The 15,075-nt window shown below is 36.9% G+C and carries 14 protein-coding genes and 1 tRNA gene; 2 read left to right on the top strand and 13 right to left on the bottom strand.

Annotation, left to right across the window (positions count from 1 at the left end):
* Positions 1-277: 277 nt before the first annotated feature.
* The 5 genes from lonB to BLE01S_RS02990 all read right to left on the bottom strand — a co-directional run bounded on the left by lonB (position 278) and on the right by BLE01S_RS02990 (position 6,973).
* Positions 278-1,945, bottom strand: a complete 1,668-nt coding sequence (gene lonB / locus BLE01S_RS03010; RefSeq protein ID WP_066140821.1) for an ATP-dependent protease LonB — start codon at positions 1,943-1,945, stop codon at positions 278-280.
* 205 nt (positions 1,946-2,150) lie between these two features.
* On the bottom strand, positions 2,151-3,416 hold the full coding sequence (gene clpX, locus BLE01S_RS03005) for an ATP-dependent protease ATP-binding subunit ClpX (protein WP_066137152.1): 1,266 nt from the start codon (positions 3,414-3,416) through the stop codon (positions 2,151-2,153).
* 280 nt (positions 3,417-3,696) lie between these two features.
* Positions 3,697-4,986: a trigger factor gene (tig, locus tag BLE01S_RS03000; protein ID WP_066137150.1), complete on the bottom strand. Its 1,290-nt coding sequence runs from the start codon at positions 4,984-4,986 to the stop codon at positions 3,697-3,699.
* A gap of 154 nt (positions 4,987-5,140) precedes the next feature.
* Positions 5,141-6,151: a tetratricopeptide repeat protein gene (locus BLE01S_RS02995; RefSeq protein WP_066137147.1), complete on the bottom strand. Its 1,011-nt coding sequence runs from the start codon at positions 6,149-6,151 to the stop codon at positions 5,141-5,143.
* A 465-nt stretch (positions 6,152-6,616) separates the two neighbouring features.
* Positions 6,617-6,973: a DUF2512 family protein gene (locus BLE01S_RS02990; protein WP_066137145.1), complete on the bottom strand. Its 357-nt coding sequence runs from the start codon at positions 6,971-6,973 to the stop codon at positions 6,617-6,619.
* Between the two features lie 375 nt (positions 6,974-7,348).
* Between BLE01S_RS02990 and BLE01S_RS02985 the strand changes: the two genes are divergently transcribed.
* Positions 7,349-7,855 carry a DUF2243 domain-containing protein gene (locus tag BLE01S_RS02985; RefSeq protein ID WP_066137143.1) on the top strand — a complete coding sequence of 169 codons (507 nt, stop codon included), beginning with the start codon at positions 7,349-7,351 and terminating at the stop codon, positions 7,853-7,855.
* A complete protein-coding gene (locus BLE01S_RS02980) occupies positions 7,842-8,687 on the top strand; it encodes a cytochrome c oxidase assembly protein (RefSeq protein WP_066137141.1) in 846 nt (281 codons plus the stop codon). Before BLE01S_RS02985 ends, BLE01S_RS02980 begins: the two co-directional genes overlap by 14 nt.
* A gap of 501 nt (positions 8,688-9,188) precedes the next feature.
* Here BLE01S_RS02980 and BLE01S_RS02975 read toward each other — a convergent pair.
* From BLE01S_RS02975 to BLE01S_RS02940, 8 genes are all read right to left on the bottom strand, one after another.
* The gene (locus BLE01S_RS02975; RefSeq protein WP_145981922.1) at positions 9,189-9,524 is read right to left on the bottom strand and encodes a hypothetical protein; all 336 of its coding nucleotides are present in this window, start codon (positions 9,522-9,524) and stop codon (positions 9,189-9,191) included.
* A 549-nt stretch (positions 9,525-10,073) separates the two neighbouring features.
* Positions 10,074-10,147, bottom strand: a tRNA-Arg gene (locus BLE01S_RS02970).
* A 105-nt stretch (positions 10,148-10,252) separates the two neighbouring features.
* Positions 10,253-10,765 carry a metallophosphoesterase gene (locus BLE01S_RS02965; RefSeq protein ID WP_066137136.1) on the bottom strand — a complete coding sequence of 171 codons (513 nt, stop codon included), beginning with the start codon at positions 10,763-10,765 and terminating at the stop codon, positions 10,253-10,255.
* Between the two features lie 13 nt (positions 10,766-10,778).
* Positions 10,779-11,378 carry an XTP/dITP diphosphatase gene (locus BLE01S_RS02960; RefSeq protein WP_066137134.1) on the bottom strand — a complete coding sequence of 200 codons (600 nt, stop codon included), beginning with the start codon at positions 11,376-11,378 and terminating at the stop codon, positions 10,779-10,781.
* A complete protein-coding gene (gene rph, locus BLE01S_RS02955; RefSeq protein WP_066137132.1) occupies positions 11,375-12,142 on the bottom strand; it encodes a ribonuclease PH in 768 nt (255 codons plus the stop codon). The genes BLE01S_RS02960 and rph overlap by 4 nt, the downstream gene beginning before the upstream one ends.
* A 90-nt stretch (positions 12,143-12,232) precedes the next feature.
* The gene (locus tag BLE01S_RS02950) at positions 12,233-13,318 is read right to left on the bottom strand and encodes a GerMN domain-containing protein (protein WP_066137130.1); all 1,086 of its coding nucleotides are present in this window, start codon (positions 13,316-13,318) and stop codon (positions 12,233-12,235) included.
* A gap of 365 nt (positions 13,319-13,683) precedes the next feature.
* Positions 13,684-14,511, bottom strand: a complete 828-nt coding sequence (racE, locus tag BLE01S_RS02945; RefSeq protein WP_066140818.1) for a glutamate racemase — start codon at positions 14,509-14,511, stop codon at positions 13,684-13,686.
* Positions 14,512-14,521: 10 nt separating this feature from the next.
* A complete protein-coding gene (locus tag BLE01S_RS02940; protein ID WP_231955907.1) occupies positions 14,522-14,977 on the bottom strand; it encodes a MarR family winged helix-turn-helix transcriptional regulator in 456 nt (151 codons plus the stop codon).
* Between the last annotated feature and the right edge of the window lie 98 nt (positions 14,978-15,075).

Raw genomic sequence — 15,075 nt, 5'->3', positions numbered from 1 at the left:
AGGCGACCAGCAATGATTGGCTACTAAGGTCATTATTTAGACGAGCCCGAATACAGACCAAGCCAAGACGAAGTTTGTCCTATAATCTTTTTAAAGAATTGGCTAGATCAAAATTAGATATGCCTTAAACCGATCACCATTTTTATTAAATATCTGCTTTTCAAGAGTCTTTGTTCAATTTTAGCTTATTGTGCTGTTCCATGTCGAGGAACAGGCTTTATAAAGATACCGGAGATGTACTTTCTTCCATTTTCATGGTATGGATATCGATATGAAATTACACACTCTTCTTATCTTGTTCTTTTATTTTTTCTGGATATCTTATTTCATGACCCGGATTGTGTATCAATGCAATCTCAAAAGCTTCTTCTATTCGCTTTATAGGAACAACTTGAATATCTGTTATTTCTTCTAGGCTTGACTGCATATTTTCAGAAGGAATTAAGACAGTATTAGCTCCGGCAATTTTTGCTGCTTTTACTTTTGAGTATATTCCTCCAACGGGTTTAACATCCCCATGAATACCAATTTCACCAGTCATGGCAACAGTATTTTTTACAGGTAATTTATAAATAGCAGAATAAACACCAACAGTCATTGCAATGCCTGCAGATGGGCCGTCTGTCGGAATTCCTCCAGGATAATTCACATGAATATCATATTGATTAGCTGGCACCCCCATCGTCCTAAGAACAGTAATCACATTTTCAATCGACCCTTTTGCCATGCTTTTTCTTTTAACAGATTTACCTTGCCCATTAATACTTTCTTCTTCAATAATACCCGTAATAGTAATGGTACCATTACTTTTTGTTGGCAATACAATTACTTCTATTCCTAACAACATACCAGTTGTCGGTCCCGTAACAGCAAGTCCATTAACCATACCAATTTCGGCTTTATCTGATATCTTTTTATCATATCTCGGCGATAATTGACTAGAACGAATCATCCATTCAATATCTTGTTCTCGAATATGATCTCTGTTTTCGGTAATAGCTATGCCCGCTGTAATTTGCACCATATTCACAGCTTCACGGCCATTTCTTGCATATAATGATAGTGTGGATAAACTGTTATCATCTATATTTAGCTCTACTTTTTCTGCAGCATTCTTTGCGATCGATACTACTTCTTCCCTATCTAATTCTCTAAAGAACACTTCCATACAACGTGATCTGATTGCAGGAGGGATTTCATTTGGTGTTCTTGTTGTAGCACCAATCATTCGAAAGTCCGCGGGTAAACCACGTTTAAAAATATCATGGATATGGGCTGGGATTTGTGCGTTCTCTTCGCTATAGTAAGCACTTTCTAAAAATACTTTACGATCTTCTAAAACTTTTAACAGTTTGTTCATTTGTATAGGATGAAGTTCCCCAATCTCATCTATGAAAAGAATCCCCCCGTGCGCATTTGAAACCGCCCCTTGTTTTGGTTGTGGTATTCCAGCTTGTCCCATCGCACCTGCACCTTGATAAATCGGATCATGGACAGACCCAATTAATGGATCAGCAATTCCACGTTCATCAAACCTTGCTGTCGTAGCATCCAATTCAACAAAAACAGCTTCTTTAGAAAATGGAGAACGTTGATTTCTTTTCGCTTCTTCGAGTACTAATCTTGCCGCAGCAGTTTTCCCAACGCCTGGCGGTCCATAAATAATTACATGCTGAGGATTAGGACCACATAATGCAGCTCTTAGCGATTTGATTCCATCTTCCTGTCCAACAATATCTGCAAAGGTAGTTGGACGAACTCTTTCAGCAAGTGGTTCTGTCAATTTGATTCCCCTACGTTTTCTGAGCAGTTCCATTTCTTTTTTTGATTCTTTATCAATTGTCACTTTTTGTGCACGTTGATTGGTTAATAAATTAAAAAAATACAAACCAATTACGATTCCAAAAAACAATTGAATAACTAATACAAGCACTGTCCAATTCATCGCATTCCCTCCAACCATAATTTTCACATATGTGCTAGTATCTCCTCTGGAGGAAAGGATTAAACGGAAATACTTGAACTGCCTTCGTTTAGATTAAAATTTATCTCACAGGCAAAAAAACGGCCCAGGAAATAGAAGCTTCCTGAACCGTTTATTTTATTTAAATTAGTATCTTTTGCATGAAGAGAACGTCGTTCGCTTTTCTTTATGCAGATGTTTTTTCTGTACCTTTGATGACTGTGCCGTCTTCAAGGACAAGTTTTGGCGCTTTCTCTTCAAGCACTGTTTCTTTTGTAATGATACATTTTTTAATATCATCACGTGAAGGAAGATCAAACATGACATCTAACAAAATTGTTTCGATAATAGAACGAAGGCCACGTGCTCCAGTCTTTCTTTCAATTGCTTTCTTGGCAATTTCTTGTAAAGCCTCTTCTTCGAATTCAAGCTCAACGCTATCTAGTTCAAATATTTTTTGGTACTGCTTCACTAATGCATTTTTTGGTTTCGTCAATATTTCGATTAATGCAGTTTCATCAAGCTGCTCTAAGCTAGAAATTACTGGTAGGCGGCCAATAAATTCTGGGATCAATCCAAATTTAAGTAAGTCTTCTGGGAGTACTTTTGTCAATAGGCTTTGAGCATCGATATCATCTGGTTTCACTTCAGAACCAAAACCGATTACCTTTTGACCTAAGCGACGTTTAATTATCTGTTCCACACCATCAAATGCTCCACCACAAATAAACAGAATATTTGTAGTATCAATTTGTATAAATTCTTGATGTGGATGCTTACGACCACCTTGGGGCGGCACGCTTGCTACAGTACCTTCTAAGATTTTCAGCAATGCTTGCTGTACACCTTCTCCAGACACATCGCGTGTAATCGATGGATTTTCAGATTTACGGGCCACTTTATCAATTTCATCGATATAAATGATCCCTCTTTCTGCTTTTTCGACATCATAATCAGCTGATTGAATCAATTTTAGTAATATATTTTCAACGTCTTCACCAACATAACCTGCTTCAGTTAAAGAAGTAGCATCCGCAATAGCAAATGGTACATTTAAAATACGCGCAAGTGTTTGAGCAAGTAATGTTTTACCGCTACCAGTAGGACCAATTAAACAGATATTACTTTTCGCAAGCTCAACATCGTCAATTTGGCTGTTTGAATTGATACGTTTATAGTGGTTATAAACTGCCACTGCCAGTGATTTTTTTGCTTGGTCTTGCCCAATGACGTAATCCTTTAAGATCTCTCGAATTTCACGCGGTTTTGGAACGTCCTTGAACTCAACTTCTTCTTCCGTACCAAGCTCTTCTTCTACTATCTCAGTACATAACTCTATACATTCGTCACATATATATACACCAGGCCCAGCAACTAATTTGCGAACCTGTTCTTGAGTTTTTCCACAAAAAGAACACTTCAATTGCCCTTTTTCTTCGTTAAATTTAAACAATGTTAATCTCACCCCTTTTAATAACTAAACCTTCGTCTTATAGAATTAGTATTGCCAAAAAGTAAATAATACTAATGACAAATAGTTATGTAATGCATTGTAGCATATACTTCCATAGAACTACCATTATTTTGCGCTAGTATGTCTATAGACGTTAAGAAGTATTGTTTTCCAATTTGAGACTTTTATTACAGTTATGTATTTATTTGTACAAAACAAGGCACGCAAACCCCGTGCCTTGTTTCATCTTATGTGGTATGAACTAATTTCATGTTAATTATTAAGCTTTTGTTTTGCTATTTTCAACAAGAAACTCAACTGCTTTTTGAACTTTTAAATCAGCTTTTAAATTATCCAAGTTGCCGCCAAGCGCATTTTGAATTTCTTCCACAGGCATGTTGTACATTTTAGCCATTTTATCGACTTCTTTGCTTACGTCTTCATCGTCAGCTTCTAAATTTTCCGTCTTAGCAATTGCTTCAAGTGTTAGATTTGTACGAACACGTTGTTCGCCATCTACTTTCATTTGAGCACGTAATGCATCTTCTTCTTGACCAGAGAATTGGAAGTATAACTCAAGGTTCATACCTTGCATTTGCAAACGTTGTTCAAATTCTTGCATCATACGGTCTACTTCTGTTTCGACCATGATTTCAGGTAAGTCAATTTCCGAATTTGCTGTTGCTTGATCTACTAAAGAATCACGAAGTTTTTGTTCTGCTTCATTTTTCTTGCTTTCAGACAAGCGCTCTTTAATAGAATTTTTCAATTCCTCAAGTGTTTCAGCTTCTTCATCCACATCTTTTGCAAACTCATCGTCTAATTCTGGAAGTTCTTTCGTTTTGATCTCATGAACTTTCACTTTGAAGATTGCTGGTTTACCCGCAAGTTCTGCTGCATGGTATTCTTCTGGAAACGATACTTCGATTTCTTTTTCTGCTCCAGTTTCTAAACCAATTACTTGTTCTTCGAAACCTGGGATGAAAGAACCTGATCCAATTTCTAGTGAATAGTTTTCTGATTTTCCACCTTCAAAAGCTTCTCCATCAACAAATCCTTCAAAGTCGATAACCACTGTATCGCCATCTTCAGCAGTGCCGCCGTCTTTTACTACAAGCTCAGCTTGACGTTCTTGAAGTGTTTTCAACTCTTCAGCTACATCTTCTTCTGTTACTTCTGCATCTAGTTTCTCTGCTTCAAGTCCTTTATATTCACCAAGTTTCACTTCAGGTTTTACAAGAACTGTTGCTTTGAAAATTAATTCTTTTCCTTTTTCCATTTGCTCGATATCAATATCCGGTCTGTCGATTGGCTCAATTCCAGCCTCGTCTATTGCGTTTGAATAAGCCTCTGGCAAAAGTACATCAAGTGCGTCTTGATATAGTGATTCCACTCCGAAACGCTTTTCAAACATCCCACGCGGAATTTTACCCTTACGGAATCCAGGAATATTTACTTGTTTAGATACTTTTTTAAACGCCTCATCAAGACCAGCATTTACCTTTTCCGCGTCTACTTCTACTGTCAGAACACCTTTGTTTCCCTCTTGTTTTTCCCACTTAGCTGACATAATCATTACCTCCAACAATATATACTTAGTACTGAATCTACTTTTTTAGCGGTCAATCCGCTTCCTTATGTATAGAACATTTCCATTCTAAAACTTATGGTACGGCATAACCATTATATTATAACATAGCTTCTCATCCTTTCAAGATAAGATGCTATATTATTGGGGAAGAAATTTGTTCTAGTTTACGAAGGATCGTTAATGCACCCTCTAAATCATCTAGATTTACACCCAATTCCATAGCCATTTTCTCCTTTTTCCAATTATCTCCATACATTTCAAAGCCCAATCCTTGATAAGCTAATGTCCATAAGTCAGAATTGTTCTTTTCAAATTCAAATGGATAAATAATTAATGCATGCCGTTTGATCATTTCATGCAGTTGCATAAATAAAACAGGATTTTGTTGTTCAAGCTTTGCTTCAAGTGCATTTGAAACAGCTTGAAATAAAGGTGTTTCAGCGACTTCTGGCAAATCGGTAGGTATAAATGTACCTTCATAATGCATTTTTTTAACTAAGACAGGTTCACTAACTTGATTTTCACGTAATACATTTAAAATGATTGATTGTAAAAAAGGATGGGTTTGTTTATCCCCTAACATATGTAACAAGGAATCTAAATATGGATGGATATTTTTATCTGTAAGACTTCCAAGCTGTAGAGTTTGCTCTTGCAAGTCTAAACCATTGATATAGTCAAGATCAATGGAAAGACCTTTAGATTGATCTTGGTTTTCATTTACTAATACCTTTTTACTCAGTGCTAGTATTGTTTGAAAATGTTCTACTTTATCAATTGGAACTTCCTTTTCTTCAAATAGCATTTCTAAAGTATGAACGACTTGAGCATGCTGATTTAATTGAATGAGAATCATTAAATTTATATCGATTATCTCATAATAATCCCCGATCCCTTCATTCAATAACTCAGCAGCAATCTGTTTAGCCTCTTTATAAGCGCTACTTTCATACAATGCCACTAGAAAAGCAGTGCTTATTTCAGGATGATCAGGGTCTAATTCTTTTGCTTGTCGAAGCAAATCTGCAGCCCCTTCAAAGTCATTCGCTTCCAACCGCTCAATCCCTTTTTCATACAAACGATCTTTTAAACCCGGGAATAAAATAACATTGTCTGCGTCTCTATCATGTTGATTTTTTTTCATCGCAGTACCGCCCATCTATGTATAAATGAAGATAGTGTATCAAATGTAGATATGGATCACAAACAAAAAACTTTTTCTGTTTATTGGAAGGTAATTGTAGTTTCTCGTGAATGGACTAAATCTTTTAATCATATAAGATAAAAAAATTTATACAATGTTTCTTCACTTACCACTATACCCAGATTTCAGCTCCATACACCTAGAATTTATACTGCTCATGAAAAATACCAAAATGAAGTGCCCATCGAATTTTATGATGGACACCGAAAATTAGTTGCTATTATCGACAAAAGAGGAATTCTAATACAAGGGTATACCTTCACCGATTTTATTGTTTAATTCTACCGCTAATAAAAAGACCAAGTTAACCTTTGATAGTATTTGAATGAGCCTAGAAAGATCAGGAATTGTTATCTGCTCTTTCTTTCGAATTGTGTAAAATCCCCTCTTAATTCTTTCAAAACATTAGACCGGTGACTTTTGTGTTTTGCCTGTAGTAATTAAATATCTGTGGATAAAGTATTCCACTACACCTAGCAAAAGTCCGATTAAAACTGCGCCAAGAAAGGTAACTGACGAATTCCATAGAAGATTAGAAAGCAAATAAACAATCAAAACTGAAGCTGCAAAATCAGCTATAACACTTCCCCATAAGGTTCCTCTTTTTAAAATGAAATATTCCATGGCTACTCCAACAACTGCAAGTACTAATCCAACAACAATCGGTTGCCATAAGGATACATAGTCTACTCCCGTAAATAAATACATAGCGACTATAACAGCAATGGGACAAGTAAATATTTTTAATAGCAAGCTAGTCATTACACCACCCCTTTTAACGTTAACCTCCCCCATAAAGGAACGGTGTATTCTTTACCAGTCTTTTTGAAATTGTTGAAAAAATAAAGTCCAAATAAGATAACGATTCCTAACGAAATCGTTATCTTATGTAAGATTGGGTATGACACTGCACAGAAGCAAAATAATATCGAAAATTTCAAGCGGGAACCCCTAACAGACAGATCTATTCCTGAAAGTGTAATTTCAATCGAAATACTGATGGGTATAAGTGTTTTATAAAACTTACAACAAATTTATTGTATTAAAGTTTTTGTTTATAACATTATTGACCTGGTTAAACTGATAGGTGTTATGGAAAAATCACTTGCGCGAAAAGCATGAACGGAGAAAAATATTGTGACTACTAGAAGCTATATCTCTAATTACTCAACAAACTCTGCTTATTCATCTCGTAATCTATGGTCGGGCTTCTTATTCGGTATTGGCCTAGTCGCCTTTATTGATGAAACTATTTTTCACCAACTATTGCGTTGGCACCATTTTTACGATAAATCTACAACCGATATTGGATTAATTTCAGACGGCCTCTTTCATGCTTTTAGTTGGTTTGCGACTATCGGAGGTTTGTTTATTTTCGCTGATCTTCGACGAAAAAACGCTTTGCGGTTTCAGAGGTGGCTGGGAGGCGTTTTGCTCGGTTCAGGCACTTTCCAGTTCTATGATGGTACAATTCAACACAAGTTAATGAAGATACACCAAATCCGCTATGTAGACAATGTGCTTTATTATGACTTGATATGGAATTTAATTGCCATTGCTATGATTATAGCCGGTACCTTCCTCCTTGTTCGCACACGAAGTAAACAACAACCAGAAAAGACCATCTCAAATGAGCATAAATAATCACACTCATCACATAGTTGGAACGCATAATTATCATACTACTGGAATAGTTCCCCAGCTTTTTTTAGCAATACTGTTTGTGCTTGTATTGCTTATATATACCTTTGCTGTGATCGTATCTAATCGCCGCTACAAACGATGGCCTGTATACCGTACCTTTTTCATCATTTCCGGAGTAATCTCCGCCATAGTTACCGTTACAGGTCCCCTAGCAGAACGTTCACATATGAATTTCACGGCGCATATGCTTGGTCATTTACTTCTTGGTATGCTAGCACCGCTCCTTATTGTGCTTGCTGCGCCTATAACTCTTATCCTTCGAACACTTAATGTGCAAGTAGCACGACGCCTTTCACGCTTTCTAAGAAGCCCAATAGTGCGTATATTTAATGATCCTATTGTTACATCCTTCCTCAATATCGGAGGGCTATGGTTACTCTATACAACTGACTTGTATAGAGTGATGCAACAGAACACTTTACTACATGTGTTAGTTCACACGCACGTTTTCCTTGCAGGCTATCTTTATACAGCAGCCATTATTTATATTGACCCAACGCCTCATCGATGTAGCTATATTTATCGTGTGATCATATTTATGATTTCCTTAGCAGGTCATGGCATCCTCTCGAAGTATATCTATGCTCATCCACCTAGCGGCGTCCCCGTATACGAGGCAGAAACTGGTGGAATGCTAATGTACTTCGGTGGGGATGCCATTGACATAGTAATCATCATTATACTTTGTTTTCAATGGTATAGGGCTACGCGCCCTAGGGGGCTGGATAAAAAAACAAGCAAAACAATACAAAGTAGTCTTGCGAAAGGTTAAACCAAATAACTTTTGTATTCTTCAATAACTAAATGTCTATTGAAAATTTTTAAATATAGTTTCGATTAATCCTTTAAATATTTTTTAAAATGTGGATATTTGTTCTTTCTTTTTTAGCGTAATTTAAGGCTATTTAATTACTTTGCAAAGATATCTCTATAACAAGTTGCTTATTTTCCCATTTTCACAGGTAGAATCAAAGTTTTCACTTAAATAGAAAAATCCGCTATACCATCGTATATAAAGGGTCGTATACCTTAACGGTGATATAGCGGATTATATTGTTTCTAGCGTCCCAGGCAGAGGTATGTATATACGATTGAAACGTTGATATATAAAGACTTTCCGGTTTTCTCGTGTGAAAAATGTGTAAAATTTTATATTTGTGTGTAAATGTATTTCTTCTATATATAATAATCCCCCTCTAAATCGAGAAGCATTTTACTAAAGCAGGAGCCTTCGTTACCGATTGGCCTAGTTTCTCCGACGATCTAGTTCTCCCTAAACCATTTCAAGCATGGCAGATCGGAGCTTGCGCTCGTATGGATCAGCTTCGGCTTCCGGCTTGGCGAGATAGTCCTCGTTATACTTGACTTCAAGATAGAGAATGTCAGTTGTCTCCATAACGGCATGGCGTTTGGACTTCTCTACTTCTGCCATAATTTTTCCCAATTCATAATCAGCAGGGTCCCGCTGGGCGATTTCCGAAAGGATCACCTTTATTGCTTCCGAGTCGTGGGCCTCTTCATTGTATAGTCGTGTAAGTCGCTCATACAACTTCTTATTGGTGAGCTTTTTGATCTTAGCTTCACTGTACCTCGAAAATAATTTCATCATTTTTCTCCTTTAAGTCAAGTTAGCTTAGTTTACCTTTCAATAGTTCGTATAAAATAAATAGTATTTGTATATTGCAACATAAGCATTTCGTGTGAATTAGAAAGGAACTCTCATTTAGAATGCTGTTAATATATGACAACATCTTACCACAACTTGCTGGATACCGAGGAAGTAGATTTTATTCCTGTTATCACTGATCACTCTCTGAAGGTTGGAGAGTGTCCGTTATCTGCGATAGAATCGATGATTGCATTAATGTCTAATATTGACTACGTGTATTTGTAGTCAGTCACCAACAGAAGTTCGGGTTACTAGACCTCGTGAATAAATCGTTTACACAAACTTAAGCATGCACATGTCATAAAAGGAGAGAAGATGATGCAAATAGCACTGTCAGTATATTCATAGGATGGTTAGTGTATTGTCCTATCGTCATCCACCTTATTCTTAGTAGCCTTGATAGAAATAAAAAAACACTTTGAAATGTTGATGCAATAACATTTCAAAGTGTTTTTTATGTTTTAAAAACTTATACAGAATTCTTACAAACGTCCCAGGCAGGATTCGAACCTGCGACCCACAGCTTAGAAGGCTGTTGCTCTATCCAGCTGAGCTACTGGGACATATTAAACTTAACGACATTTTTTATTATAGTAGCACACAGATAAAAAGTCAACTGGTAATCCATATACTTTTTTAAAACGCTGGCAATATGCCAGCGTTTTAAATTACTCAATCTCAAATGTATTCGTTAGATGAGTAAGCTCTTTATGCGTTTCATTGAAAAATTTTACTGTAATTTCAATTTGGTTTTTCTCTATAATTGCATACGATCTTTCATTCCCACCGCGAGGATAAGAAATACTTCCTGGATTTACGAAAAGTGTACCTTCGATCATTTCTGCCCCCAATAAATGAGAATGTCCAAAAAATACAAACTTAGCATGATGCTCTTTTGCCTTATAAGATATACTAAGCAATGATGATTTTATCTGATGTAAGTGGCCGTGTGCAACGAATATATTCGAACCATCGACTTCTAAAATTAGTTCTTTTGGAAAACGACTATCCATATCACAGTTTCCAGCAACAACAGCAAAATCTTGTAATGTCGGATCATCAGCTGCTAATTCGGAATCACCACAATGGATCATTGCATCGACGTCATCTAGATACTTTGCATTTAATTGTTCTAAATCGTTTCTTTCTCCGTGACTATCACTTACTACTAGCAGTTTCATCGTATGTTCACCTCTAGTTAAAATATTGCACAACAAGCGGCTTAAGCTTCTTTAATGCTAAGGAGCGATGGCTAATTTTATTTTTTTCTTCTGGTAACATTTCAGCCATTGATTTCCCTTCTTTTTCGACATAGAAAATGGGATCATAGCCAAAACCATCCAAACCCTGACGTTCATTTAAAATCTTACCTTCACACACACCGGCCACTACTTCTGTCTTTACCCTAGGAATAGCAAACGCAAGCGCACAATAAAAACGTCCTGTTCTTTTTTCCATAGGTACATCTTTCATTTCAAATAGAACCTTATCAATATTAGCATCGTCATCTTTATCTTCACCCGCATATCTAGCAGAAAAAATACCTGGCATTCCATCGAGTTCATCTATAATTAATCCCGAATCATCTGCGATCACAACAGATTGGCTAAGGTTCGCAATCCCCTCAGCTTTTAAAATAGCATTTTCTTCAAATGTCGTACCCGTTTCTTCTATATCAGGAGAATTTGCTAAATCCAAAAGGGACAACACTTTGATACCATGAGGAGCAAATAAAGCTTCAAATTCTTTTGCCTTACCCGCATTTTTTGTAGCAACTATTATTTGTTTCGTCATTTTTGACCACTCTCCAAAACTTGGCGATCATCGATGAAATTAACAATATCCCCAAGTGCATCTTTTTGGAATCCAATCAGGTTGTTAATCCCTACTTCCGCCGTAATGAGCATTTCTTGAAGCTCGCTAGCTGAAAATGTTGATTCTTCACCAGTACCTTGAAGTTCAACAAACTTCCCTGAACCTGTCATAACAATATTCATGTCAACGAGCGCTGCACTATCCTCTACATAATCTAGATCTAGGACAACACCCGCATGCTTAACAACACCTACACTAGTTGCGGCAAGATAATCTTTGATAGGAAAGGAAGTAAAGTTCTTTTTACGATGAAGCTTATCCAACGCAAGAGACATAGCTACAAATGCTCCCGTGATAGAAGCCGTTCTCGTCCCACCATCAGCTTGAATCACATCACAATCTATCCAAACTGTTTTTTCACCGATTGCTTCTAGATCAACAACTGCCCTTAATGCCCTTCCAATCAAACGCTGTATTTCCATTGTCCGGCCCGATACTTTTCCTTTTGATGATTCTCTAATATTTCTCGTACCTGTAGCACGAGGCAACATCGAGTATTCAGCAGTAATCCAACCTTTACCTTCTCCTCGCATGAATGGAGGAACTCGTTCCTCCACGCTTGCTGTACATATCACCTTCGTGTCCCCTACTGTAATAAGTACCGATCCTTCTGGATGTTTCAAATAATTTGTTTCTATATGTATATTCCTCAACTCATTTGGATTTCTACCATCATGGCGCATCGTGTCTTTCCTCCCTAACTAAAAAATGAAAAGAGGTGGCGATAAGCCAACCTCTTCTGTTTCTTATATAGTATATCAAATATTAACTTTTTAAAAACTTCCTGCGTTTATTTTTTCTGGGCGTGTAACGGGAGCAGTCAATGCTTCACCATTTTCTTTCACCAACTCTGCCTTTCCGTTTACCATAATTGAAACACTTTCAACATCTTGTTGTTCTGTTAAAGATAAAACGAGTGATTGAAGCACCTCATCCGCAATTACGTTTTCTTCACTATTACCTAGCACTGCCTCATTAAAATTAAGTGTGACAACCCCATCATCGACTTTAGGAGCATCTAATAATTTCACATCATCAATCAATTCTAATCCACTGAGTAGGGCTGTTTGCATTACTGGCCCTTCAATCAACTCGTTAACAACGGCTGCCAAATCATCTGAATTTGTATTAGAAACCCGCTTTGTAACTGGTACATAATAATAGTCTTCCGCTGCTTGAGCTAAATAATAAAGTGTGAGCGGCCTAGAGTTTGTAATATCTGCAACATCCATCTGCTCGTTGTTGATTCCATCTGCTCTTGATAAACCATCTTCACTAATTGGTGTCCCATTTACAGGCATTTCCTTTAATTGATGTCCATTCACTCTTAACTCTACCGAATCTACTGACTCGAACTGTGTTAATGTCCATGTAACGGCCTGTAAAATTTTCTGCTCATCTTTAGCTTGATATTTCGTAAATTCTTCCGAAAAATCTACTACTGCTTTCCCATCTTTAATATCTACATCTATCTCCGTGCCTGCAGGAAGAACTGTTCTAAACCCATTAGGTAATATGTCTGTCACTGGTCCTTCAGCTACTAAATGTTCTAACGCTTGCTTGGCTCTACTTTCTGTTTTAGGCAATGATAATGTTTGCGAAACAACTAAATCGTTTCGATCAATTAAGTACAGATCCGTCATCATTGTTTCCGAGGATTCCTCTTTACCAGTGGTTTCTTTTTCAATTTCAGTTTCAGTTTCGAGAGAAGTATCTAGTTCTTCACCCTCCTTTAAATGAGAAACCTCTGTTGGCGGATCGACTTTCTCTTTATTTTTACCGATGAGACCGCAACCCGCTGAAAATATGCTCGATGCCAGAATAATTGCAGTGGCGGCCACATAAGTTCGTTTTACCATTTCCAACCCCTCCTAAGACAGTTTGTACTCCATATATACGAGCTATCTCTCCGGAATAGACCGCTTGGACACAAATTTTATAAGAAAAGCGGAAGTGCCCGTTTAACTACGTACTTGATGGTTTTTTATTTGATGAAACTTTTTCTGATGAGATAAAGGAAACACACTGAGCTGGAAGGTGAAATAATGTTGACTTATCGTAGGAAAAATCCCGAAGTTTGCTAGTCGTTGGGCGCTGTAGCTAGACAACTAAGAAATGCAGAAGCACAATTTTTACGACATTGAGCGAGGAACCCATCTTTTGAATAGGAGGAACATTGATAAGCAGAAAAAAAATAAAAACAGCTCTCGAAAGTGCTGTTTTGTCATTCATAATAATATAAATTTGATTCCATGCGAGTAAGATTCGCTAATTCAATTCTTAAGTTTTTCTTTTGAAGCCAATCCTCTGCTATTCGTCCGAAAATTTGTTTTGAGCCCGTAGTAAAAAATTTATGTTCGGGTTTAGCTCCAGATACTTTTAACAATTTATTATAATCAAGGATCGTGCTCACTTCTTGAGCAGTCTCATCCCCAGAACTAATTACTTTTACATGAGGGCCCATTACCTTTTCTATTAAAGGCGCAAGCAACGGATAATGTGTGCAACCAAGCACAAGCGTATCAATACCACTGTCTTTTATCGGTTCCAAGGTGTCCGCTATCACTTTTCTTGCAACATCACTATGGTATTCAAAACTTTCAACAATTGGAACAAATTTTGGACATGCGAGCTGTGTAACAGTTACTTCACTATTAATCAACTTCAATTCATGTACATATGCCTCACTTTTAATAGTACCAATTGTGCCAAGTATACCTATTTGTTTATTTTCAGTAACTTTTAGTGCTGCTCTTGATCCAGGTGATATTACTCCTATTACTGGAATTTTTAATTGTGAACGCATTTCTTTTAACACAACTGCTGTAGCTGTGTTGCAGGCAATGACAAGCATTTTTATATTTCGTTTTAATAGAAATTCTGCCATTTGCCACGTAAACTTTCGCACTTCCTGCTGCGTTCTTGGTCCATACGGACAACGAGCAGTATCTCCCAAATAATATATAATTTCATTAGGCATTTGCCTCATAATTTCTTTAGCAACTGTTAAACCACCAACACCTGAATCAATAACACCTATTGCTTTCTCCAACATTCCCGCCTCATTCTTTTCGCATATCTTGATGTAGCTTAGACAAACTATTTTTTAAACTTTCGGCTTCACTAGCAGTAAAACTTGTCAACACATTCTGCAAATAACCTTGTCTTTTTTGAATAACTTCATCAATCATTTTCTCACCTATCTCGAGTAAATGAATTCGAACAACCCGACCATCTTTCGGATCCTTCACCCGCATAACAAGTTCTTTCTTTTCCATTCTATCAATTAGATCTGTAGTTGTACTACAGGCAAGGTACATTTTATTAGATAATTCACCAATTGTCATATCGCCTTCTTCAAACAGCCATTGCAAAGCGATAAATTGGGGAGGTGTAATTGAATAATCCGTTAATAATTCGCGGCCTTTTTGCTTAATTATTGCGGCTATATAACGAAGATCTTTTTCTAATGCCGCAACGACATCTCCATCATGCTGAACTTCTTCTTCTAAAATCACGATCAGCCACTCCCTACATTCTTTTATTTTAATTGTCGCCTTTTTCATAAGAAATTTCAACTTATTTTCATAGACACATCTAATATACCTTTTTTACG

This window comes from Lederbergia lenta NBRC 16444, assembly GCF_001591545.1.
Taxonomy (GTDB): Bacteria; Bacillota; Bacilli; order Bacillales; family Bacillaceae_C; genus Lederbergia; species Lederbergia lenta.
This window is presented reverse-complemented; position numbering and strand designations above follow the sequence as displayed.